Here is a 22,149-nt window from a genome sequence, read left to right as displayed (position 1 = left end):
TCGGGGCGCGGATGCCGACATCGAATACCCCCCGGGGTATAGAGCGAAAGCTGTTACGATGAAGGCGGTGATACCCCCTGGGGTATCACCGCATCGTGGACGACAGGAGGTTGCGATGGCTTCCGGGACCCGCCGGCGGCGGCCCGCCCACCCCCCCCACCCGGCGCGCGGCGGACACCGCGTCGATCCCGCCCCCGGACGCCCCGGACCGCCGATACCCCCGCCTCCACCGAGGAGAACCGAATGATCACCGTTCTTCCCGTCGAGACCCCCGGCCTCGGCGACCGCACCCACCTCGCCCACGACGGCACCACGGCCCTGGTGGTGGACCCGCAGCGCGATTACGACCGGGTCACCGCGCTCGCCGCGTCCGCCGGGGTGCGCATCACCCACGTCTTCGAGACCCACATCCACAACGACTACGTCACCGGCGGTCTCGCCCTCGCCCGCGAGGTCGGCGCCCGGTACCTGATCAACGCCGACGACGAGGTCTTCTTCGAGCGCACCCCCGTCCGCGACGGCGAGGTCATCGAGGTCGGCACCATGCGCATCCGGGCGATCCACACCCCCGGTCACACCCACACCCACCTCTCCTATGTCCTGGAAACCGACGGCGAGCGGGTCGCGGTGTTCACCGGCGGATCACTGCTGTACGGCACCACCGGCCGCCCCGACCTGCTCGGCCCCGAGCACACCGACACCCTGGTGCGCGCCCAGTGGCGCTCGGCCCGTCGTCTGGCGGAGGAACTCCCCGACGAGACGACCGTCCACCCCACGCACGGCTTCGGGTCCTTCTGCTCCGCGACGCAGGCCGACGCCGGGACCGGCACCATGGGCGGCGAGAAGAAGGACAACATCGCGCTGACCGCCGACGAGGAGACCTACGTCGAACGGCTGCTCGCCGGCCTCGACGCCTTCCCCGCCTACTACGCGCACATGGGCCCCGCCAACGCCGCCGGACCCGGGGCCCCGGACCTCTCCCCGCCGTCCGTCGCCGACCCCGCCGAACTGCGGCGCCGGGTCGACGCCGGCGAATGGGTGGTCGACCTGCGCGACCGCACCGCCTTCGCCGCCGGACACCTCGCGGGCAGCCTCAACCTCGGCCTCGACGGCCCCTTCATCACCTACCTGGGCTGGCTCATCCCGTGGGGCACCCCGGTCACCCTGCTCGGCACGAGTGCCGAGGACGTCGCCGAGGCCCAGCGCGAGATGGTCCGCATCGGCATCGAACGGCCGGCCGCCATGGCCACCGGGACACCGGGGGAGTGGGCCGGCGGCGAACCGCTCGTCTCCTACGCCCGGGCCACCTTCGCCGATCTGGCGGCGGCCCTCGACGACGGGACCGACGACGGCGGCGTGGTCGTCCTGGACGTGCGGCGGAACCAGGAACGCCGCGAGGCGCACATCCCGGGCTCCCTCCACATCCCCATCCACGAGATCCCCGCGCGGATCGACGAGATCCCCGCCGGGCGGGTCTGGACGCACTGTGCCGGCGGCTACCGCGCCGGTGTCGTCGCCGCCCTGCTGCACGCCAGAGGCCGGGACGTGGTCGCCGTCGACGACGCCTTCGACAACGCCCACGCGGCAGGACTGTGCCCCCTCGCGGCCGATACCGACGCTCCCGAGCACACCGACGCTCCCGAGCACACCGACGACCGACAGGAGACCCCCGCGTGACCGTCCCCGCCCACCGTGCCGACCGCACCACCACCCCCGCCGACGGCATCGCCGGCCCGCACGCCCTGGACGCCGGGGAGCTGCGCGCCCGGCTCGACTCGGCCAACCCGCCACGCCTGCTGGACGTCCGTTCACCCGCCGAGTTCGAGGCCGCCCACATACCCGGCTCCCACAACGTCCCCCTGGACATCCTGCGCGAGCACTGCGCGGAGCTGGCGACCCACCTGGACCCCGACGTGGTCCTGGTCTGTCGCTCCGGACAGCGTGCCGGCCGCGCCGGAGAAGCCCTGGCCGGTGCCGGTCTTCCCGGCCTGCCGGTGCTCTCCGGTGGCGTGACCGCGTGGGAGAGGACCGGAGCGCCCGTCAACCGGGGGCGTGAGCGCTGGGACATCGAGCGGCAGGTCCGCCTGGTCGCCGGCTCCCTGGTTCTGATCGGGGTCGTCGTCGGCTTCTTCGTCCCCGGCGCCCAACTGCTGGCGGCGTTCGTCGGCGCCGGCCTGGCCGTGGCCGCGATCACCAACACCTGCGCCATGGGCGTGCTGCTCTCCCGGATGCCGTGGAACCGTACGCCGTCCTTCGACCCGCGCGATGCGATCACGCGGCTCACCGACGACCACGGGTGACCGGGATGACGCCGACACTCGTGACGGTCGTCGTCCTCGCGCTGCTGATCGGCGTCTCCCTCGGCCTGCTCGGGGGAGGCGGCACCATCCTGACCGTGCCGCTGCTGGTGTACGTGGCGGGGATGGACGCCAAGGAGGCGATCGCCACCTCCCTGTTCGTCGTCGGCGTCACCGCCGCCGTGGGCGTGATCGGACACGCCCGCGGCGGCCGGGTCCGCTGGCGCACCGGAGCCCTCTTCGGAGCGGCGGGGATGGCCGGCGCCTGGGCCGGCGGTCTTCTCGGCGGCCACGTCCCCGAGGCCGCCCTGCTGGTCGCCTTCGCGATCATGATGATCGTCACCGCCGGGGCCATGCTCCGGGGCCGCCGCCCGGGCGCCTCCGACGTTGGGGAGGGCGCGCACGGCGCCGAGCGGCTTCCGGCGGGCCGGGTGCTGCTGGACGGCTCGGTCGTCGGCCTGGTCACCGGCCTGGTCGGCGCCGGCGGCGGCTTCCTCGTCGTGCCCGCCCTGGCCCTGCTGGGCGGACTGCCGATGCCGGTCGCGGTGGGCACCTCACTGCTGGTCATCGCGATGAAGTCGGCCGCCGGGTTCGCCGGATACCTGACCGCCGTCCCCATCGACCGGGCGCTCGCCGGCGCCGTCACGGCCTCCGCCGTCGTCGGCAGCCTGGCCGGAGCGCGACTGGCCGGCCGCGTCCCGGCCGCCGGTCTCTCCCGGGCCTTCGCCTGGTTCGTCCTGGCACTGGGCACCTTCACCCTGCTGCAGCAGGCCCCGGCCGACCTCCGGATCCCGCTGGCCGTCGCGATCCTCTCACTCGGTACCGGTGCCGGCCTGTGCTACGGCTTCGTCCCCCGCTGCCCCCTGCGGCGCCTCGCCCCCGGCACCTGACACCGCAGATGGCGCCCCGGGACCGCGCCCCGGCGGCTGTTTCCGAGGGGAATCGCCCATTCCGGCCCGACGCGCCGAGGCGACGGACACGGCGCGGCGGGGGAGCTCGCGACAACGCCCGGCCATGACCAACGCTTTCGGTCACGGAAGTGTCGACGAATCATGTGTCGGCTGTGGCATCGACGATGGAGACACCGTGAAAGCGGCGCATTTCGTGCATTTTCCCGAGGTGCCGGTGTCGCGTGTTCCGTGAGGTGTCGCTGCGTTTTCCAGGGCGCGCGCGAAGTCTCCTCCGAAGGAGGCCGAAAGCGGTATCCGCTCGTCTCCGATCGGGTGCAAGAATTCGGGTCGGTGATCCGGGGGGATTCGCTCATCAATTCCGTGTGGCGTTCCTCTCGTGTCACATGATTTCCTGCCGTCGGCGGGAATCCGAGAGCACGAAAAACGGGAGGGCACGATGTTCAGGCGTCGTGGAAAAATCGGAAGGAAGACGATGGTCGCGGGTACGGTGGCCGCGGCCGTGGCCACCACCCTGCTCACCGCCGCGCCCGCGAGCGCGCAGACCTGGTGGGATGACCCGAACAGCTGCACATCCACTGCCACCGCGGTGCAGCGCGATGTCAGCAACCGCACCGTTCAGGTCCGGTACGGACGGTGCGGCGGCTCCCAGTACGGCTGGGGCCGGATCCTGAACTACGGGTCCTCGGACTACATCCGCTTCGAGATCGACCTGAACGGCGACCGGGTGTGGGACCTGGCCGAGACCCGCCGCGCGTCCAGTCGCAACTACACCTCGGGGTATTTGACCAGCTCGAGTTCGGCCCGGGCCTTCCGGGCGTGCTACGTGACGAGTTTGAGCGGGACGTGCAACTCGAGCAACGCGACCGCCTGGTGGTGAGATCGCTTTTTCCGGGCCCGGACCGGGGTCATCGTCCGACCTGCGACGACCCCGGCCTCCGGAATCGGGTTGAGAGATTCCGAGTGGACCCGGGAGACCCTTCGGAGTGATAAAGGGGGAGGGGAGTTCCGAGGATTTCCCGGGTCCGATTTCCCACCGAGCCGCGGATGGATTCACCACGCCGCGCAGAGGCTCGGGATCACGGCACGACCCGACGGACATCGACGCAGCGGTGCCCCGGCCCACGTGGGGAGGGGCACCGCCGCCCGGCACCCCCGAGTGCCATCGGACCGATGAGAGGGAGCGCCTCCACCGGTTGTCGGGGTCCGTTTCCGGGGGCGCCACGCGCCCCGCTCCGCGAAGCGACGGGTGACCCCGCCACGGGCAGGCCCGCCGCCGCCGGCGCGGCATCGACCCGACGACGGGGACCACCGGGAGCGCGGGGGCGTTCGTTCCGAGAGGGAAGGGCCCACGGGTACGCCCCCGGCTTCACGGACGGCCCCGTCTTCGGTCTTCGGGCAGCCTCTTCCCGAGCGGCACGGACGTGGTACCCCCGGGGACGGAGCAGAGCGGACCGTGGGGCGTCGCGCCTCTCCTCCGGCGGCCCCGACGGACAGGGACGGCGGATCACCTCCGCCCCCGGACCCGCCTCACCCCGGCCCCCGCACTTCCGTGGCTTCCGGCACCCCGACGAGCCGCCCCTCCCCACCCACCGCGTCGCCCCTCCGCCGCCCGCCCGAAAGCCGCAGGTACAGCAGTGCCGCACCGGTCACCACCAGCGGCCACAGCAGGTACGGACCCGACATCACCAACAGCAGCAGCACCGCGCCCAGCGAGACCAGCGCCGCCATCCGCCCCCGGCTCCCGCGCGGCAGCAGCCGGATCGCCGCCGCCACCCCGATCGCGTACACCGTGACGAAGGACCCCGTGGCCAGCAGCACCAGCGGCCGGGCCCCGACGTCCAACGCCACCACCGTCAGCAGCGCCGCCAGGGCCGGAACCGCCACCGCGACCAGACCGCGCCGCGGCACCTCGCCCGAGACGCTGCCGCGCGCCAGCACCCGGGGCAGCGAACCGTCCCGACCCATCGCCGCGCCCAGCTTCGCCGCCCCCGCGTAGTACACGTTCATGGCGCCCGCCGTCAGCATCAGCGCCGCCGCCGCGGCGAACCACCGGGCACCGTCCCCCATGCCCAGCGCCATCAGGTCGGCCAGCGGCGCCTCCGAACCGCCCGCCGCCGCGCCCAGCACCGCGACCACCGCGAACGCCACCGACAGGTACAGCACCCCGACCACCACCACGGCCGCCCCCGCCGACCGGGGCAGGTCCCGCTCCGGCCGTCGGAACTCCCCGGCCAGGTGCGTGATCGCCTCCCACCCCGCGATGCACCACACCAGCAGCGCCGCCGCCGGGCCGATCGCCGCCCAGCCGTGCGGGGCGAACGGCTCCAGGTTCCCCGCCCGGGCGTGCGGCAGCGCCAGCGCCACGGAGACCAGCAGCAGCACCGCCAGCAGGCCCGCCAGCACGAACTGCAACCGCCCCGAGACCCGGACCCCGGCGGTGTTGGCGAGCGTCACCGCCACCATCAGACCCACCGCCGTCACCGCCACCGTCGTCCGCCCGCCGCCGAACGCCGAGGCGACGTACGCCCCGCCGAACAGCGCCGCCGCTGCCGCCCCCGGCGGCACGGCCAGGAAGAAGCACCACCCCACCACCGTCGCCGCGCGCTTCCCGAACGCCAGCCGCGCGTACGTGGACACCCCGCCCGCGTCCGGGTACCGGGCGCCGAGCGCGGCGAAGGTCGCGGCGAGCGGGACCGAGATCACGATGAGCGCGAGCCAGGCCACCAGCGAGGCCGGCCCCGCCACCTCGGCGGCCAGCGCCGGGAGGGCGATCACGCCCGTGCCCAGGACCGCCCCGACGTACATGGCGGTGCCCTGCGCGGCGGTCAGGCCGCCGGAGCGCCCTTCGGAAGTGCGTGGAGTCATGCGGCTCAGCCTCGCCGCTTTCCCGCGCCCCGCCCATCGTCGGAAATGCCATCGTGCGCTAAATTCCCGCCATGACCGGACACGTCGTGGCGGTCGCCGTCACCCGGGGCGCCCCCACCTTCGAACTCGCCATCCCCTGTGAGGTCTTCGGTGTCGACCGCCGCGACATCGTCGACCCCTGGTACGACCTGCGCCTGTGCGCCGCCGAACCCGGCGAACTACGCAACTCCGCCCGAATGCGCCTGGAGACCCCCCACGGGCTCGAGGACCTCGTCGCAGCCGACACCGTCCTGGTCGCCGCCTGCGCCCGCCCCTCGCAGCTCGCGCCCCCTCCCGGACTGGTCGACGCCGTGCGCCGCGCCCATGCCCGGGGCGCGCGCGTCGTCTCGGTGTGCAGCGGTGTCTACGTTCTGGCCGAGGCCGGACTGCTGGCCGGGCGCCGGGTCACCACGCACTGGATGAACGCCGCCGACCTCGCCCACCGTTACCCGGACATCCACGTCGACCCGGATGTCCTCTACACCGACGACGGGGACATCCTCACCTCCGCCGGCACCGCCTCCGCCATCGACCTGTGCCTGCACCTGGTGCGGAAGGACCACGGCGCGGCCGTCGCCAACGAGGTGGCCCGCCGGATGGTCGTCCCGCCGCACCGCGAGGGCGGCCAGGCCCAGTACGTTCGCCCGCCGGCCCGGCCGCTGCCGCGCGGCGACGACCTGGCGCCGGTGCTGCACTGGGCGCTCGACCGGCTCCACGAACCGCTGACCGTCGCCCTGCTCGCCCGCCGGGCCCACCTGGGGGAGCGCACCTTCGCCCGCCGCTTCCGCGACCGGCTCGGCACCACCCCGTTGCAGTGGGTGCTGCAACAACGCGTTCGGCTGGCACAGGAGTTGCTGGAGACCACCGACGAGCCGGTGGAGGGCGTCGCCCACCGCACCGGCTTCGGGACGGCCGCCAACCTCCGCCACCACTTCGGGCGCGTCGCGGGGGTCTCCCCGCAGACCTACCGTCAGGTCTTCCGCCACCGTGCCCTCACCGCCGGCGGCGGGGCCGACCCCGGCGCCGAGCCGGTGGGCTCCGGAGCCGTCACCCCCTGAGGGGCCGACCCGGGCCGCGCGCCCCGGTCACGGCCCGAAGGATGTCACCGTCCCCCGCCAACCCACTCCGATACCCCCCGTCGACGAACACACCGTCGATCCGATCCCGAACCGCCCGGGCGACGGTCGGGGATCACCGCCCCGGCGACTCGGCGCGGGGCAGCGCGCAGGCCGCCGTCCCGCCCGGCATGCGGTGACGGTTGTTCGCGATCAGCCGGTAGACCCGATGGGCCACCCACCGGACGGGCGGCAGGGTGAGCACCGCGCCCGGCACCGCCCACCCCCGGCCCGCGCTCAGCAGCGCCCTCGCCACCGCGTCGGCACCCCCGTGCACGGCCCCGGACGGCGTCACCCACAGCACCTCGTACTCGGCACGCTCCGGCGTCACCCCCAGCGCCCGCAGGTCCGCGAACCGACGCGGCACGATCTCGCAGCGGGGCCGCACGCGACGCTCGGCGAACGCCGCCGAGGTGCCGCAGAAGCCGCAATCCCCATCGAAGACGAGCACAGGTGAAGTCCGCATCCTCCCAGTGTGCCGGTTTTCCGGCGGATCCGGAGAGGTCCGAGCCCACGTCCCCCGGGGCCGTCGGGAACGGTTCGCGCCGCCCGGGTGGGTGCCACCCGGGCGGCGGAGGGGTCGATCAGCCGTCCCGCAGGCCGACCCTGTCGTGCAGCCGGCGCAACGGCGCGGGGGCCCACCAGTTCGCCCGGCCGCACACCTTCATGACCGCCGGTACGAGGATTCCGCGCACCAGCGTCGCGTCCACCAGCACGGCCAGGGCCAACCCGACGCCCAGTAGTTTGAGCAGGCTCACCCCCGATGTCGCCAGGGCGCCCAGGACCGTGGCCACGATCAGGGCGGCGGCCGTGATCAGTCGGCCCGTGCGCTCGATGCCGAAGACGACGGCCCGGGTGGTGTCCCCGCTCTCCAGGTACTCCTCCCTGATCCGGGAGAGCAGGAAGACGGTGTAGTCCATGGAGAGACCGAAGGCCACGCAGAACATCAACACCGGCACCGTCACCTCCAGTTGGCCGGTGTGGACGAAGTCGCCCACCAGCCACTTGAGATGGCCGTCCTGGAAGACGAACACCATCGCCCCGAAGGAGGCGGTGAGACTGAGCGTGTTGAGCACCAGGGCCTGCACCGGCACCACCACGCTCCCGGTGAACAGGAAGAGCAGGACGAACATGCTCAGGACGATGATCACGGCCGCGTGCGGCAGGCGTTCCACCAACGCCTGCCGGGTGTCGACCAGGGACGCGGCCTCACCTCCGACCAGTGCCTCGGCGGGCGCCGGGACCGCGCGAACGTCCCGCAGGTGCCGTTCCCCGTCCGCGGAGTTGGGGTCGGTGTCGGAGACCACCTCCAGCCGGACACCCCGGGCGTCGACGAACCCCCCGGCCCCGGGACCGGGCCCGGAGACCTGCCGTCCCCCGACCCAGCCGCCCAGCGGACCGTCCACCCGCACGGTGCCCTCGATCAGCGACAGCTCCTCCGTGTAGGAAGCCAGTTCCGCCTCGCTCCCCGAATGGGGGAGGTCCGGCAGCACCACCGTCACCGGGGTGGTGCCGGTGCCCTCGAAGTCGGTGCGGATGGTCTCCGCCGCGACCCGGGCGGGCGACCCGGACGGGAGGATCCGGTCATCGGTGAGCCCGAACCGGGCGTGTGTGAAGGGCAGCGCGAGGGTGATCAACAGGAGGGCCACGGCGCCCCCGGCCGCCACCGGACGCCGCATCACCCCGTTCGCCAACCGGTACCAGGCTCCCCCCTCCCGGCCGACCGGGTCCACCCGACCACGACGCAGCCGGGCGAAGACGTCCAAACGGTCGATCCGGGGTCCGATGACGGCGAGCAGGGGCGGCAGCAGCACGAGCGACGCGAGGGCGGCCAACGTCACCACCGCGATACCGGCATACGCGAGTGACCGCAGGAACATCATCGGGAAGACCAACAGCGCGGACAGGGAGAGCGCCACCGTGAGCGCGGAGAACAGCACGGTGCGGCCCGCCGTGCGCAGGCTTCGGGAGATGGCGCCGCCGACATCGTGCCCCCGCGCCAACTCCTCGCGGTAGCGGGTCACGATGAACAGGCTGTAGTCGACGGCGAGGCCGAAGCCGAGCGCGGTGGTGATGTTCATCGTGAAGAGCGAGACCTCGGTGACCGTGGCCAGCAGCCGCAGCACTGCCAGCGTGCAGACCACCGAGACGGCCCCCACCACCAGCGGCAGCACACCGGCGACCAGGGAACCGAAGGCGATCAGGAGGATGACCAGGGTGAGCGGGGCGCCGATGAGTTCGGCCCTGATCAGGTCCTCCTCGCTCCTCTTCTCCAACTCGGCGTTGATCGTCGCGCGTCCGGTGGCGGTCACCGTGAAGGGGCCCTGCTCGCCCGAGAGTTCCTCCGTCAGTTCCCCGGCGCGCCGGGTGGTCTCGTTCTCGTCGCCGGACAGGCGCACCAGGAGCAGAGCGGATCTGCCGTCCCCCGAGAGCAGGGAGGGGGCGCCCGCGGTCCAGAACGACTCGGCGCGGGCCACCCCGTCCAGGTCCCGGATCCGCTCGGTCAGTTCCGTGCCGGCCCGTGCCTGCCCGGGCTCCTCCGCCGACCGCTCCCCGGCGACCAGGAACACCATGTGGGGGGAGCCGGTGCCGAAACGCTCCTCCAGCAGGTCCTCCACCTCGGCGGCCTCGGAGTCGGCCGCCGTGTAGCCGCCGCTCGACAGATCACCCGTCACCCCCGCGCCGAACAGCGCGGCGAGGGGGAAGAGCAGGACGGCCACCAGGAGGACGGGGACCCGACGACGCACCAGCGTCCGGGCGAGACGGGCGAGCCCCCGGTCGGGGGCTGTCGCGGCGGTCCGCGGTGACAGCCCGGCATCCGTCACCCACCCGGGCTCCTTCAAACGGGGGTTCACCGGACGCCCCCGGGGAGCGCGGCACGACCCGGGACGGCGTGGCCCGGGGCGGTGCGACGCGGGACGGTGGGAGGCGGGACGCCACGGCGGAACCGGCGGTTCGGTCGGGGGACGACCGGGACGCCCTCCGACGCCCCCGTCCACGCCGTGCCGCCGGAATCCGGGGTGACGCCCATCAGGACTCCCCGAGCAGGTGCCGGCAGAGGTCCGCGTACACCCAGTCGGCCCACTCCCCGGCGGACCACCCCCGTTCGGTGACCAACAGGTGGTGCACCTCGGGGCCGAGCAGCGTGTAGCCGATGTCCGCGGCGCGCTCGACGCCCAGGCCGGTCGGGAGCGGGTGCTTGTCCGCCAGTGCCCCCATCAGGAGGGTCTGCACCTCCAGGCGCTGCTCCTTGTTCCGCTCCCACAGCGGGGCGACCTCCTCGTTGGACGCGGCCGCGTTGCGCAGGACCTCCAGCACTCCGCCGAGCCGTTCATGGATCTCCCGCGCCCCGGCCACCTGGTGGCGGAGCTGCTCGCGGGGGTCACGCGCCGCGATCGCGGCGCGGAACCACTCCCGCTCCACGGTCGGCACCGGCCGGTCGTCCCCCGCGACCCGGACATCCAGCACCTCCTTGAGGATGGCGACCTTGGTGCCGAACTTGAAGTACACGGTCTGCACCGCGACCTCGCCCTCCCGGGCGATCGCCTCGATCGTCGTGCCGTCGTAGCCGTGCTCCACGAAGAGCCCCAGCGCCGCCTCCAGCAGCCGGACCCTCGTCTCCCGGGAGCGTCGCCGTCGCGCGTCCGGTTTTCCCGTCATGTTCCGATCCCCGATCAATCACTGGAGTGAGTATCTAGAGTGAGACTATAGTCATCGCTCCCCGGCGATGGAGGCACCCGTGGAAACCCCGAAACGAGACGACACCCGGAGAGAAAGCGAGCGGTACACGCCCCGCGGCCTGCTCCCCCTGCTCACCCTGACCATGGCGCTGTCGATGTTCGTGCTCTTCGCGTTGGGTGCCCTCGGACCCATGCTCCTGACCGACCTCGACCTGACCCGCGCGCAATGGGGCTCCCTGACCGCCGTGGCGTTCGGCACGGCCTCGGCGCTCTCCCTCGTCGCCGGACACCTCACCGACGTGATCGGCGGCCGACGCGCCCTGGTGGCCCTGCTCCTCACCGTGGCGGTGGTCTTCGCCCTCTTGCCCGCCGCCCACGGCCACGCCCTGCTGCTCGTGGCACTCGTCCTGGCCGGAGGCGCCCAGGCCCTGGCCAACCCCGCCACCAACCACCTCATCGCCCGCCGGCTCCCGGCCGACCGACGGGCCGGCGCGGTGGGCGTGAAACAGTCCGGCGTGCAGCTCGGCGCCTTCACCGCCGGCCTGGCGGTGCCCGCCCTGGCCGCCGCGACCTCCTGGCGCGTCACCCTCGCACTGGTCGTCCCGGTGGCACTCGCGGCGGCGACCGCAGCCCTCCTGCTGCCGCGCGACGGGCCACGGGCCGCCGGAACACCACGCCCGACACCGCCCGCGCCCCCCAACCGGCCCGCCCGGTGGCTGATCCTCCACTCCCTGGGCATCGGCACCGCCCTGGCCGCGATCACCACCCACCTGCCGCTGTACGCGCACGAGGAACTCGGCATGGGGACGCGTGCCTCCGGAGCCCTCGTCGCCGCGCTCGGCGGCGCCGGGATCGTCGCCCGGGTGGTGTGGACCCGGCTGAGCGGCCGGATGTCGGACATCTCCGTGCCCCTGCTCGTCCTCGCCGCCCTGGCCCTGTGTTTCGTGCCGCTGATCCCCGCCGCCGACCACCTGCCCCCGCTGATCTGGGTCGCGGCCCTCGGCCTGGGCGGCTCCGCCGTCGCGGCCAACGCCGTCTCCATGGTCGCCGTCGTCCGCGACCCGACCTTCGGCCCCACCGGCCACGCCTCCGCGCTGGTATCGGCGGGCTTCTTCGGCGGCTTCGTCGTCGGGCCGCTCGGCTTCGGACTCCTGGCCGACTCCCCGGCCGGCTACCCGGCGGCCTGGACGCTGACGGCCCTGGCCTTCCTCGTCTCGATGGTCGGCGCCTGGCGCGTGCACCGGGTGTTGGCGGCCTGAGGGAGTCCGACACCGGACGGGGCACGGGTGGACACCTCCCCGCCGCGTCTCGGCGACCCGGCCGGCCTGGCCCGGCCGGACGGGATCGGGGCCGCCCGCCGCCGGCCGCCCACCGCCGATCCGGGCCTCCCGCGCGTCGGCGGACGCCCCCACCTCTCGTACGCAGCGTGTGCGTACGAGGACATTCCGTAGACGGTGTGGGTGATCGGCTGCCAGGCTTGGGGGAGGGCCGCGGGGGGAGGGGACGCGGCGCGTACGACGGAACAAAACCACCCGGAGGCGCCCCGCATGACGGACAGCACCGACACCGCCCCACCCCCTGCCGAGGAGGGCACGGAACGCGAACCCACCCCCTCGGACAGCCTGCGCACCTTCGGCGCCATGGTCCAGGCGCTGCGCGAACACGCCGGTTTCAGCCGCGCCGAGTTCGGCGAGATGGTCCGCTTCTCCAAACACACCGTCGCCTCCGTGGAGCTGGGACGCCGGATGCCCGACATCTCCTTCGTCGAACGCGCGGACGAGGCACTGGGCAACACCGGCGCCCTGCGCCGCGCGGCGGCTTTCCTCAGCCGGGGCGAGGCGGGCCTCGCCGTCTGGTTCCGCCGCTGGGCCCGCCTGGAACGCGTCGCGGTCAGCCTCTCCACCTACGAGTGCAGGCTCGTCCCCGGCCTTCTTCAATCCGAGGGTTATGCCCGGGCGCTCTTCGAGAACCGCCTGCCGCTGCTCACCGACGAGCAGATCGAAGCGCAGATCACGGCTCGGTTGGAGCGACAGAAGATGCTCCGGGACCGCCCCGACGTGCCGTTCGGCTTCATCGTGGAGGAGTACGTCTTCCGGCGGACGCTCGACGACCCGGAGATGACGCGGGGCCTGCTCGACTGCATCCTCGGCCACACCGCCCGGCGCAACGTGACGCTCCAGATCGTGCCGCTCAACGTCGGCCTCCACTCCTGCACCGACGGCCCCCTCCGCTTGCTGGAGACACCGGAGCGGCGGCGCGTCGCCTACTCCGAGGGCCAGGAGAACGGGCGTCTCATCTCCGACGCGAAAGAGGTGAGTCTCCTTCAGCAACGCTATGACACACTGCGGTCGCAAGCCCTGACTCCCAAGGAGTCCAGGACGCTGCTGGAGCGACTGCGAGGAGAGCTGTGAACACGACGGAACTGGCCTGGTTCAAGTCCAGCTACAGCGGTAGCTCCGGCGACGACTGCGTGGAGGTCGCCCGGGCCGGACGCGCCGTGTGCGTTCGCGACTCCAAGGACACCACCCGCCCCCACTTCGCCGTCACCCCCGCTCAGTGGACCCACTTCCTGACCTTCGCCACCGAAGCCTGAACCCTCCCCGCCCGGGCCCACCCCGCCCCGCGCTCAGGGGCGTGTCGGCGGTTTTTGAATCCGGGTTCCGGATCACTTTTCGTGCCAGGACCACGGAGGGGCACCACAACCGCGATCATGAACGGTCATGGGTGATGTACCCCTCCCGAACCCGTGGTTCCTTCGGGTCGAAGGCGTCGTATCCGAGGACGACTTGGCGATCGTACGGATCCGCGCACCGGTGAAGCGGACTGCAATCAGTGCCTGAGTGACTGGCGGTCGAGCCGGTGCCCGCCCGGCGCACGCGCTCGGGGTCCGCCCGGTCGCGGCCGAGCGGATCACAGCCCTGCGGTCACGTTCCCCGGGTGAACCGCGATGGTCCGGCCGCCTGGCCGAGCGGGTCCGCGAGCGGTGCGAGACCAACCACTGCGTTCAGCGCCGACCCCACCCGGCGGCTGGAGCCTCCACCGATGCCGGAGCGGTTCGATCAAGCTCACCACTCGTATGCTGAAGGCTGGCATCACCCCGTCCATGGGCAGGGCGGCGTCGGTGACTCCTGCGTCAACGCGTTGACCGAGACCTTCCACGGTAACCCGAAGACCGAACGCGCTCGCCGCCGTACCTTCGCCACCCGGGGCCGGGGCCACCACCGTCCCTTTCGAGCGCACCGACGGCTTCCACAACCCCACACGCATCCCAAAGCGGCTCGACCGGCTCGGCCCCGTCGAATACGAGAAGGCGTACCACTTCAGCCGGGCAGCCACCGAACAACTGAAATCAACCATTCCCGAACCCACTTCAGCCGGCTGAAACGCGTCTCCCGCACACCGGGGAAGCTCAATGGGATGTCTGTCGGTCCGTGTGCGGGGAGGCGGTGATCACCAGATTGGACCGGTAGGAGCGGGTGGATTTATCCCATTCCGCACAAGTCAGGATGGTCAGTCGCGGATATGTCGTGAGCGCGTATACCTCCTCGGAGGGAAAGCTCTCGGCCGGCCACACCCGCATCGTGCGCACCGTGAAGTGGACGGATCTGCCGTCACGCCGGGTGATCTCGATGAGGTCGCCGGGCTCGAGCGTGTGAAGGTTGTAAAAGGCGGCCGGACCGACAGCGGAATCCACATGTCCGGCCAGAATGGCGTTCCCGTTGGCCCCGGGTGTGGGGGAATCGGCGTACCACGCGGCCCGGTCGGCGTCCCCGGGCATCGCGACCGACCCGTTCGGGGCGAGACCGACGGCCTCGATCCGGGTGTCCAGCCCGATAGCCCCGATGATGAGGCGGTCGGGTGGTGCGGCGGGCAGCCGCGGCGTTCCGGGGACGAATGGCGGTGCGGTCGTCGCGGTCGTGTGTCGTACCGGTGGCGGCAGTACGCGTGGAGCATCCGCCGTGACGAGGCCGGACGCGAGAACCGCGCCCCCGGCGAACAGACATGCGGTGGCCACCGCGGCACGGAACCCTCCGCGGTGGCCACCGGGCCGGTTGAACGGCACGAGAACCTCAGCCTGTCACCGCTGGACGCTGCTGCGCCGGCGCAAGTAGAAGGCACCGGCCAGTGTGGCGAGCAGGCCGGTGCCGATACCGGCCGCCGCCACACCATCGGTCTGCGTGCCGCCGAGGCCACCGGCCACCGAGCCCCGCGGAGCCGCCTTGAGCGAGCCGCACAGGGCAGGGTTGGTCGCTTCCGCGGGGAGGGAGGCGTCGAGCTCGCTCGCTCCCAGCACGTCGTCGTACTCGCCGTTGCCGTTGTAGTCGATGCCGTGGACCACGACGACACCGGTACCGGCGCGCAGACTCTTCTCGGCTTCCTCGCTGAGCTCGATGGTCCGGTGGTAGTTGATCTTCGAGCCCGAGGGGAACCGGTCGATGGCCAGCCCGGAGTCGGGGCTCGTGTCACCGCTGGTGGTAAGGGAGGTGCCGATGCCCCCGTAGAACGGTGCCCCGTCCATGACGTTCATGAAGACGTTGCCGTTCCGCTCCTTGGCGGCGGACTTCGGTGGGCACAGACCCTTGGCCGCGATGTGGAAGTGCATGGCGTGCGGGGCATCGACCAGCCCGCGGGCCTTGATGGTCACCTCCGCGTACCTGCCGTTGAGCTTCACGTGAGCCGTACCGGAACCGGTGACGCGGTTGGTCGGGACGGGGTCGAGTACGGCCCGAAGGCTGAATTCCTCGGTCTTTTCCTTCTTGGCGTCCGCGGCGCTGGCGGAGGGTGCGAGGACAATGACGGGTGCGGTGGCGATCAGCGCAGCCAGAGCAGTCGTCAGATTCCTGCCGAGTACATTCATGTCACGCTCCACATTGGACTCAGGGCGCCGCTCGCTGCGGGCCTTGTGACGATCGTGCGCACCACCCGGCGACCGTGCGCGTTGAGTGACGCGTTCAGGTGACCGGCGCGACGGCGCGGCCCGCCACAGGCTGTTCTCCGCGGGCCGTGCTGCCCGGGGTGCCCGTCGGGGTCGCGGCAGAACGACGGACGGGTCCGGTGATGTCCTTCCATCGGGGGAACGCGGCGGTGGGCTCCGAGACCGCCGCCCCTCCGCCGGCGAGTCCGCCGGCGAGTCCGTCGGCGAGCAGCCACAGCGGGTGCGGCCCGGTCGGGTCTGTCGGCAGCGTGAAGACAGGTGTCGGCGTTGCCGGTTGCTCCCACCCCGGGCCGGGTGGTCGCCCGGAAGATTCCAAGTCCGGTGAGACGGGGGGTGACGCTATGAGATCTATGGTGCGGGTCGCCTGCGCTTGGTCGGGTCCTTGATCCAGGAAGTCTTGGGTATCCCGGGTGGTCGGGGGTGCGGCGGTCGAAGCGTTCGGGGTGGCGGGCGGATGCCTCGGCGAGGGTGACCGCGCGCTGATCGCGGACCTCCTCGGCGGTCCCGAAGTGGACGGAGGCAGGTGTGCGCCGGCCGATCCCCGAGTGCCGGTGCTCATGGTTGTAGTACGCGATGAACACGTCGAACCACTCGCGGGCGTGGGCCGGCGAGCCGAATCGTTAGGGATGGTCCGACAGGTACTTCGTGGTCTTGAACCGGGCCTCGCCGTAAGGGTTGTCCTTGGAGGTCTTCGGCCTCGAGTGCGATCGCGTCACACCAGGGTCGATCAGCAGCCGGAAGACCTTCTTGCTCCTCATCGAGATGCCGTGGTCCGCGTGCACGGTCTCGGGCACGATGCCGTTGCGGGTGATGGTCTCGCGGATCAACTCCTCGGCACGCAACGCCGATTCGGCCCGCTCGACGGTATGGCCGACGATGTACCGGCTGAAGATGTCGATGATCGGGTAGGCGTGATACCAGACGCCCTTGACCGGTCCGGCCGCCTTGGTGATGTCCCGGGTGAACGTCTACGACGGCGCGGTGGCGACCAACTCGGGCACTGTCTTCGCCGGGTGGGTGGCCTGCCGTCGCCGCTCGCCGGACTGCCTCTGCTCGCGCAGGATCCGGTACATCGTCGAGACAGAGCAGTGATAGCGCCCGACATCCGGCTCACGGGCCCGGATCCGCGCGGGAGCCGGCTCGGCGTACTCCTCGCTGTTCATCAACTCCATTACCGCCGCACGCTCTTCGGCTGTCAGGGCCGACGGCTGCACCTGCGGGACACGTGCTTTGTGTGGTGGTACCGGCCGCAGACGGCGGTTGTGGGTGGCCGGTGGGGCCTTGACCCCGAATCCTGAACACGGGTTATGCGGCTGGTGCCAGCGTAGTTGGTGTGTGTTGGAGGGCGTTCTCGAAAGCGATCGGTGATCGTTGTCCGAGACGGGAGTGTCGGCGTCGGGTGTTGTAGCGGTGGAGCCATCGGAAGGCGTCGAGTCGGGCCTCACGCTCGCCTGGCCGGCTCTTTCGTCCTTGCAGGGTCTCGCGTTCGAAGGTCGCGTCGAAGGACTCGGCGAGTGCGTTGTCCGCGCTGGATCCGACCGCGCTCATGCTCTGTTGGACCCCTGCTGACCGGCAGGCTTGGGCGAAGGCCCGGCTCGTGTACCGGGCTCCGTGGTCGGTGTGCATGATCGATCCGGCGAGGCTGCCGCGAGTGCGGATCGCCGCGGCCGGGGCGTCGGTCACGAGGTCCGCGCGGATGTGGTCGGCGATCGCCCATCCGGCCGGACGTCGCGAGGCGAGGTCGATGACGGTCGCCGAGTAGCAGAACCTTCCGCCGTCGATGGGCAGGTGGGTGATGTCGCCGACGTACTTGGTGTTCGGCTCGCCCGCGGTGAAGTCGCGGCCGATCGGGTCCGGCGCCTTGGCCGCGTCCGGGTCGGGGACGGTGGTGCGGTGCCGGCGGCGCAACCGGACCCCTTCGATCCCGAACGTCCGCATGATCCTGGCGACCCGCTTGTGGTTGACCGCCTCTCCGCTGGTCTCGCGGAGCTCGGCGGTGATCCTCGGGGCTCCGTAGGTGCCGTCCGAATCCTGGTGCACCGCCCGTATCCGGGCGGCCGGCCTCGCGTCGGCCGCCTGCCGGACGGCCCGGTTCACAGCTGTCCGGCGCCAGTAGTAGAAGCTCGAGCGGGCCACGCCGAGGATGCTGCACAGCCGCTTCACGCCGTAACGGCGCTGGAGGTCGGCGACACACTGGAAGCGGTTCACCAGCGTGTCTCCCCGGCGAAATACTTCGCCGCTTTCCGCAGGATCTCGCGCTCCTCCTCCAGCTCGCGGACCTTCTTCCGCAGGGCCGCGTTCTCCGCCTCCAGCGGGGCCGGCGGCTGGGCCGGTTCCTGCGTCCGGCGTCCCCGGGGCCGACTCACGCCGGCTGCCCGCACCCAGTTCCGCAGCGTCTCGGGGTCGATCCCCGGAACGGTTCACCTGCCGCCATCTGATCCATTGGGCAGCAAGGCCCCCTCCACATGCGACGTGGAGGGGGCCTTGCTGCTGCCCAGGATGCGAATTTTTGGGTGGGGTGCCGACGGCTTGCCGACGGCTTGCCGAGGGCGAGTGCCAGGTAAAGTCACTCGCCACTCACTCGCGATCAGTGACACACAACGACAAAGACCCGGACTCAGTGGGACTGAGTCCGGGTCTGCATACTTGGCACTCTTGCTGGTCAGCGCCTTGATCGCACTGTCCGAGCTGGAGTGCCCCCGGCAGGATTCGAACCTGCGCACACGGCTCCGGAGGCCGTTGCTCTATCCCCTGAGCTACGGGGGCGCTGTCGCCGTCTCGCGGCGACGGGAAGAACACTACCAGCTTCGACGGGGTGTCCCGTACCGGGTTGTGCGCGGGTGCGGCGTGCCCCCGGGGCGACCGGGCGACGGCCCCGGAGTCGCCCCGGAGTGCGCCCGGTTACCGGCGTGTCGGGGCGGCGCCGCAGGTGGGGCTACGCGTCGGTAGCAAGTTCCGGGAAAGCGCGTACACAGGATGCTCGGTCGTCCTACTGTGGGGGAGTGCCAACCACGTTGGGCCGGGTCCTGGTGGTCGACGACTATCCGGTGATCCGGCAGCTGATCAGAGTCATCCTCGAACTGGACGGGTTCGAGGTCGTGACGGTGGCCGACGGTGCCGAGTGCATCGACACGGTTCCGTGGTTCCGCCCCGATGTGATCACCCTGGACATGGCCATGCCCGGGATGAACGGCCCCCGCACGGTGCGGGCGCTGCGGGAGAACCCGAGCACCGTCCACCTTCCGCTGATCCAGGTCAGCGCGGCCGTGGAGACGCACATACCGGTGGACGTGGACGCCGTGGTGGCCAAGCCCTTCGAACCGGCCGAGCTGGCGGGTCACGTCCGCCGTCTGGCCCGCACCGGTCGTCCGGACGGGGTCCGATCGGCGAACTCGTTGGCGGGGTAGTCCCCTCCCTCTCGTACCCTGTGCCCGTGACCCCGGCCCAGCTCTCCGACGCCGTGCTGCGCTCCGTCCGGCACGCCGTGCGGAGCGGTGAGCTGTGCGTGGCCGTGCCCGGCCGCGCCGGTGTGCGCCGCCCCCCGCACGGGGACGCCGACTGGTCCACCGGCATAGCGCTCGCCCTGGCGGGACCCGCCGGGCGTCCCGGCCGGGAGGTCGCCGAGACGCTGCGCGCCCACCTGTCGGCCACACCCGGTGTGGCCCGGGTGGAGGTCGCCGGCCCCGGTTTCCTCGACATCCACCTGGCGGACGCCGCCGACGTAGCCGTGCTCGCCCCCTGGCTGGACGCCCCGCCGATCGACCCGTGGCCGGAGGACCCGGCGCGCGACGTCGCCCGGTGGGCGGCGGTCGCCGGCGGGGACCCGGCGGAGCTGCTGACGCAGCGCGAGCCGAACCCCCTGTTCACGGTGCGCTGGGCGCACGCCCGCTGCCGCGCCCTGTCGCGCGGCGGCGCGGCGATGGGTCTGACGCCCGCGCTCGGGGACGGGGCGACGGATGCGGCAGGCGCCCCGGAGACGGCCACGCCGGCGGAGGCCGGGAGGTCGGAGGTGGTGCGGCTGATCGCGGAGTACCCCCGGCTGCGCGACGCCCTGACGGCCGCCCTCGATGGGGAGGGCACGCCCGGGGAGGCCGGGGCGGCGGTGGCGCGGTTCCTGTTCTCCCTCGCCGACACCTTCCTCGCCGCCGAGACCACCACCCCCGCCCTCCCGGTCGGGGAGGAGAAACCCGGGGCCGTCCACCGTGTCCGGCTCGCCGTCGCCCTGGCGACCGGAACGGTGCTCGCCGACGGCCTCCACCGCCTGGGCGTCAACGCCCCCGATCACCTGTAGTCCGCAGCCGGCCCACCGACAGTCCACCGCAGGCCCGCCGACGCGTCCCCGCCGCCCGTTTCCCTTCGGGGGGCGGGAGCCGGGGCGGCGGTGGCCGGCGATGTGTCGCGCCGGTCACTCCCGATCCCACGGATTCCGTCCGGGGCCCGGGTGTCGGGCATCGTGGTGGCGGTGGGGTGTCCGAAGCCGGCGAGTCGTTCGCCGCGGCCCCGGACGCTCCGCCGGCGTCACCGTGCCCGTCGCCCGCGCCCGTGCCGGAGAAGTCCGGAGAGAACCCGAGAAGAAAGAGTCGTCACCTCTCATGAGTCGTTCCGCCCACCCGGCCGGTCCCCGGTACGCCGATGTGCTGACCGAGTCCCACCGTCTCGCCCCGCCGGCCGATCCGGCCGCCCTCGACCCCCGCGTCTGGGCCCGTTCGGTGGCCCGTGGCGCCGACGGCGCCCTGACCGTCGCGGGCGTGGACGTCCGCGACCTGGCCCGCGAGTTCGGCACCCCCGCCTACATCCTGGACGACGCCGATTTCCGGGCGCGTTGCCGCGCCTGGCGGGAGGCGTTCGGCGACGACGCCGACGTCTTCTACGCCGGCAAGGCGTTCCTGTGCCGGGCGGTGGTCCGCCGTCTGCACGAGGAGGGCCTGAACCTCGACGTGTGCACCGGGGGTGAGCTGGCCACCGCGCTGTCCGGGGGGATGCCGCCGGAGCGCCTCGCCCTGCACGGCAACAACAAGTCCCTCGCCGAGATCGACCGCGCCGTGTCGGTGGGCGTGGGCCGGATCGTGCTGGACTCCCTGGCCGAGATCGAGCGGGTCGCCGAGGCGGCCCGCCGGCACGGGGTGCGCCAGCGGGTGCAGATCCGGGTGACGGTGGGCGTGGAGGCGCACACCCACGAGTTCATCGCCACCGCGCACGAGGACCAGAAGTTCGGTCTGGCGCTGGCGGACGGCCGGGCGGCGGAGGCGGTGCGCCGGGTCCTGGCGCACCCGGACTCGCTGGAGCTGATCGGCCTGCACTCGCACATCGGCTCGCAGATCTTCGACACCTCCGGGTTCGAGGTCGCCGCGCACCGGGTGGTCGGCCTGATGGCGGCGATCCGCGACGAGCACGGCCTGGAACTGCCGGAGATCGACCTGGGCGGCGGCCTGGGCATCGCCTACACCTCCGCCGACGACCCACGCGAGCCGCACCAGATCGCCAAGGGCCTGTCGGAGATCGTGACCCGGGAGTGCGAGGCGTCCTCGCTGGCGGTGCCGCGCCTGTCGGTGGAGCCGGGGCGGGCGATCGCCGGTCCGACGACGTTCACGCTCTACGAGGTGGGGACGGTCAAGGAGCTGCCGGGGCTGCGCACGTACGTGAGCGTGGACGGCGGCATGTCGGACAACATCCGCACCGCGCTGTACGACGCGGAGTACTCGGTGACGGTGGCCTCGCGCGCGCCCGAGGGTCCGCCGACGCTGTGCCGGGTGGTGGGCAAGCACTGCGAGAGCGGCGACATCGTGGTGCGCGACGCCTGGCTGCCGGCGGACACCGCCCCCGGTGACCTGCTGGCGGTGCCGGCGACCGGCGCGTACTGCCGGTCGATGGCGAGCAACTACAACCACGTGCCGCGTCCGCCGGTGGTGTCGGTGGACGAGTCGGGGGCGCGGGTCATCGTGCGCCGGGAGACGGAGGAGGACCTGCTGCGGCTGGACGTCGGCTGACGGGGACCGGTGTCGACCGACGACGGCGGGGCCGGGGTGGGCGCGGTCCCGTGTCCACCCCGACCCCGCCGTCGCGGGGGAGTGGGCGGGCCGGCACGGCCCCGTTTCCGCCGGGTGAGGCCGGGCGCGGACGGCGCCGTCCGGGGGCGGGGGACCGGCGCCGTCCGGTGCCCCGGAGGCCGGGCCGATCCCCGGGGAACCGACCCGCCCGACGTGCCGACGACGGGGACGGGCGCGCCGGCATCCCGGAGCGGGTCCGTCCCCGGGCCCCGGGCCCGCAGCCGATGGGGTGATGTCGGCTACTCGTTTTCCGATGGGG

20 protein-coding genes, 1 tRNA gene and 1 pseudogene are annotated in these 22,149 nt (G+C 72.5%); 12 read left to right on the top strand and 10 right to left on the bottom strand.

The genetic code is table 11. The annotated features are described in order from the left end of the window. Positions 1-243: 243 nt before the first annotated feature. From LZF96_RS17130 to LZF96_RS17115, 5 genes are all read left to right on the top strand, one after another. Positions 244-1,677 carry a rhodanese-like domain-containing protein gene (locus tag LZF96_RS17130; protein ID WP_233872861.1) on the top strand — a complete coding sequence of 478 codons (1,434 nt, stop codon included), beginning with the start codon at positions 244-246 and terminating at the stop codon, positions 1,675-1,677. Then, positions 1,674-2,300: a rhodanese-like domain-containing protein gene (locus LZF96_RS17125; RefSeq protein WP_374203262.1), complete on the top strand. Its 627-nt coding sequence runs from the start codon at positions 1,674-1,676 to the stop codon at positions 2,298-2,300. Before LZF96_RS17130 ends, LZF96_RS17125 begins: the two co-directional genes overlap by 4 nt. A 5-nt stretch (positions 2,301-2,305) precedes the next feature. Then, entirely contained in the window at positions 2,306-3,187 is an 882-nt protein-coding gene (locus tag LZF96_RS17120; protein ID WP_233872857.1) for a sulfite exporter TauE/SafE family protein, read from the top strand. A gap of 124 nt (positions 3,188-3,311) precedes the next feature. Beyond that, positions 3,312-3,440, top strand: a complete 129-nt coding sequence (locus LZF96_RS26640; protein ID WP_267941017.1) for a hypothetical protein — start codon at positions 3,312-3,314, stop codon at positions 3,438-3,440. Between the two features lie 240 nt (positions 3,441-3,680). Then, on the top strand, positions 3,681-4,085 hold the full coding sequence (locus LZF96_RS17115; protein WP_233872852.1) for a hypothetical protein: 405 nt from the start codon (positions 3,681-3,683) through the stop codon (positions 4,083-4,085). 650 nt (positions 4,086-4,735) lie between these two features. Here the strand turns inward: LZF96_RS17115 and LZF96_RS17110 are convergent. Continuing rightward, positions 4,736-6,073: an APC family permease gene (locus LZF96_RS17110; protein ID WP_233872849.1), complete on the bottom strand. Its 1,338-nt coding sequence runs from the start codon at positions 6,071-6,073 to the stop codon at positions 4,736-4,738. A 71-nt stretch (positions 6,074-6,144) separates the two neighbouring features. On the opposite strand from LZF96_RS17110, the gene LZF96_RS17105 reads away from it, so the two are divergent. After that, positions 6,145-7,170 (top strand): GlxA family transcriptional regulator, encoded by a 1,026-nt coding sequence (locus LZF96_RS17105; protein ID WP_233872846.1) that lies wholly within the window; start codon positions 6,145-6,147, stop codon positions 7,168-7,170. Between the two features lie 133 nt (positions 7,171-7,303). On the opposite strand, the gene LZF96_RS17100 is transcribed toward LZF96_RS17105, so the two are convergent. The 3 genes from LZF96_RS17100 to LZF96_RS17090 form a co-directional block, all read right to left on the bottom strand. Further along, entirely contained in the window at positions 7,304-7,693 is a 390-nt protein-coding gene (locus tag LZF96_RS17100; protein WP_233872843.1) for a thiol-disulfide oxidoreductase DCC family protein, read from the bottom strand. Positions 7,694-7,811: 118 nt separating this feature from the next. Next, positions 7,812-10,052, bottom strand: coding sequence for an MMPL family transporter (locus LZF96_RS17095; RefSeq protein ID WP_233872840.1), 2,241 nt, complete (start codon positions 10,050-10,052; stop codon positions 7,812-7,814). Positions 10,053-10,257: 205 nt separating this feature from the next. Continuing rightward, positions 10,258-10,887 (bottom strand): TetR/AcrR family transcriptional regulator, encoded by a 630-nt coding sequence (locus LZF96_RS17090; RefSeq protein WP_233872837.1) that lies wholly within the window; start codon positions 10,885-10,887, stop codon positions 10,258-10,260. 79 nt (positions 10,888-10,966) lie between these two features. On the opposite strand from LZF96_RS17090, the gene LZF96_RS17085 reads away from it, so the two are divergent. The 3 genes from LZF96_RS17085 (at position 10,967) to LZF96_RS17075 (ending at position 13,500) form a co-directional block, all read left to right on the top strand. Then, the gene (locus tag LZF96_RS17085; RefSeq protein ID WP_233872834.1) at positions 10,967-12,166 is read left to right on the top strand and encodes an MFS transporter; all 1,200 of its coding nucleotides are present in this window, start codon (positions 10,967-10,969) and stop codon (positions 12,164-12,166) included. Positions 12,167-12,454: 288 nt separating this feature from the next. Beyond that, on the top strand, positions 12,455-13,318 hold the full coding sequence (locus LZF96_RS17080) for a helix-turn-helix transcriptional regulator (protein WP_233872831.1): 864 nt from the start codon (positions 12,455-12,457) through the stop codon (positions 13,316-13,318). Beyond that, a complete protein-coding gene (locus LZF96_RS17075) occupies positions 13,315-13,500 on the top strand; it encodes a DUF397 domain-containing protein (protein WP_233872828.1) in 186 nt (61 codons plus the stop codon). Before LZF96_RS17080 ends, LZF96_RS17075 begins: the two co-directional genes overlap by 4 nt. Before the next feature lie 816 nt (positions 13,501-14,316). Here LZF96_RS17075 and LZF96_RS27080 read toward each other — a convergent pair. From LZF96_RS27080 to LZF96_RS17040, 6 genes and pseudogenes are all read right to left on the bottom strand, one after another. Further along, positions 14,317-14,922 carry a class F sortase gene (locus LZF96_RS27080; protein ID WP_233872826.1) on the bottom strand — a complete coding sequence of 202 codons (606 nt, stop codon included), beginning with the start codon at positions 14,920-14,922 and terminating at the stop codon, positions 14,317-14,319. 63 nt (positions 14,923-14,985) lie between these two features. Next, complete coding sequence (locus tag LZF96_RS17065; RefSeq protein ID WP_233872823.1) at positions 14,986-15,765, bottom strand: hypothetical protein; 780 nt, start codon at positions 15,763-15,765, stop codon at positions 14,986-14,988. A gap of 698 nt (positions 15,766-16,463) precedes the next feature. Beyond that, the gene (locus LZF96_RS17060) at positions 16,464-16,796 is read right to left on the bottom strand and encodes a transposase family protein (protein WP_308294224.1); all 333 of its coding nucleotides are present in this window, start codon (positions 16,794-16,796) and stop codon (positions 16,464-16,466) included. Between the two features lie 15 nt (positions 16,797-16,811). Further along, entirely contained in the window at positions 16,812-17,015 is a 204-nt protein-coding gene (locus LZF96_RS17055) for a hypothetical protein (RefSeq protein WP_233872820.1), read from the bottom strand. Between the two features lie 133 nt (positions 17,016-17,148). After that, a pseudogene (locus tag LZF96_RS17050) lies at positions 17,149-18,254 on the bottom strand (IS3 family transposase); the annotation flags it as partial. A gap of 283 nt (positions 18,255-18,537) precedes the next feature. Then, positions 18,538-18,609 (bottom strand) — tRNA-Arg (locus LZF96_RS17040). A gap of 236 nt (positions 18,610-18,845) precedes the next feature. On the opposite strand from LZF96_RS17040, the gene LZF96_RS17035 reads away from it, so the two are divergent. The 3 genes from LZF96_RS17035 to lysA all read left to right on the top strand — a co-directional run bounded on the left by LZF96_RS17035 (position 18,846) and on the right by lysA (position 21,830). Beyond that, the gene (locus tag LZF96_RS17035) at positions 18,846-19,250 is read left to right on the top strand and encodes a PleD family two-component system response regulator (protein WP_233872817.1); all 405 of its coding nucleotides are present in this window, start codon (positions 18,846-18,848) and stop codon (positions 19,248-19,250) included. Positions 19,251-19,276: 26 nt separating this feature from the next. Then, positions 19,277-20,134: an arginine--tRNA ligase gene (locus LZF96_RS17030; RefSeq protein WP_233872814.1), complete on the top strand. Its 858-nt coding sequence runs from the start codon at positions 19,277-19,279 to the stop codon at positions 20,132-20,134. 301 nt (positions 20,135-20,435) lie between these two features. Then, the gene (gene lysA / locus LZF96_RS17025; RefSeq protein WP_233872811.1) at positions 20,436-21,830 is read left to right on the top strand and encodes a diaminopimelate decarboxylase; all 1,395 of its coding nucleotides are present in this window, start codon (positions 20,436-20,438) and stop codon (positions 21,828-21,830) included. Positions 21,831-22,149: the final 319 nt, after the last annotated feature.

The sequence above is a fragment of the Streptomyces sp. ST2-7A genome, assembly GCF_021390475.1.
GTDB lineage: Bacteria > Actinomycetota > Actinomycetes > Streptomycetales > Streptomycetaceae > Streptomyces.
This window is presented reverse-complemented; position numbering and strand designations above follow the sequence as displayed.

Bases quoted from the DNA above. Each gene is read 5' to 3' on its own strand.
- LZF96_RS26640 (WP_267941017.1), top strand. From the start codon at position 3,312: ATGACCAACGCTTTCGGTCACGGAAGTGTCGACGAATCATGTGTCGGC.
- lysA (WP_233872811.1), top strand. From the start codon at position 20,436: ATGAGTCGTTCCGCCCACCCGGCCGGTCCCCGGTACGCCGATGTGCTG.
- LZF96_RS17100 (WP_233872843.1), bottom strand. From the start codon at position 7,693: ATGCGGACTTCACCTGTGCTCGTCTTCGATGGGGATTGCGGCTTCTGC.
- LZF96_RS17130 (WP_233872861.1), top strand. From the start codon at position 244: ATGATCACCGTTCTTCCCGTCGAGACCCCCGGCCTCGGCGACCGCACC.
- LZF96_RS17065 (WP_233872823.1), bottom strand. From the start codon at position 15,765: ATGAATGTACTCGGCAGGAATCTGACGACTGCTCTGGCTGCGCTGATC.
- LZF96_RS17080 (WP_233872831.1), top strand. From the start codon at position 12,455: ATGACGGACAGCACCGACACCGCCCCACCCCCTGCCGAGGAGGGCACG.
- LZF96_RS17120 (WP_233872857.1), top strand. From the start codon at position 2,306: ATGACGCCGACACTCGTGACGGTCGTCGTCCTCGCGCTGCTGATCGGC.
- LZF96_RS17115 (WP_233872852.1), top strand. From the start codon at position 3,681: ATGGTCGCGGGTACGGTGGCCGCGGCCGTGGCCACCACCCTGCTCACC.
- LZF96_RS17055 (WP_233872820.1), bottom strand. From the start codon at position 17,015: ATGGAGTTGATGAACAGCGAGGAGTACGCCGAGCCGGCTCCCGCGCGG.
- LZF96_RS17105 (WP_233872846.1), top strand. From the start codon at position 6,145: ATGACCGGACACGTCGTGGCGGTCGCCGTCACCCGGGGCGCCCCCACC.
- LZF96_RS17090 (WP_233872837.1), bottom strand. From the start codon at position 10,887: ATGACGGGAAAACCGGACGCGCGACGGCGACGCTCCCGGGAGACGAGG.
- LZF96_RS17110 (WP_233872849.1), bottom strand. From the start codon at position 6,073: ATGACTCCACGCACTTCCGAAGGGCGCTCCGGCGGCCTGACCGCCGCG.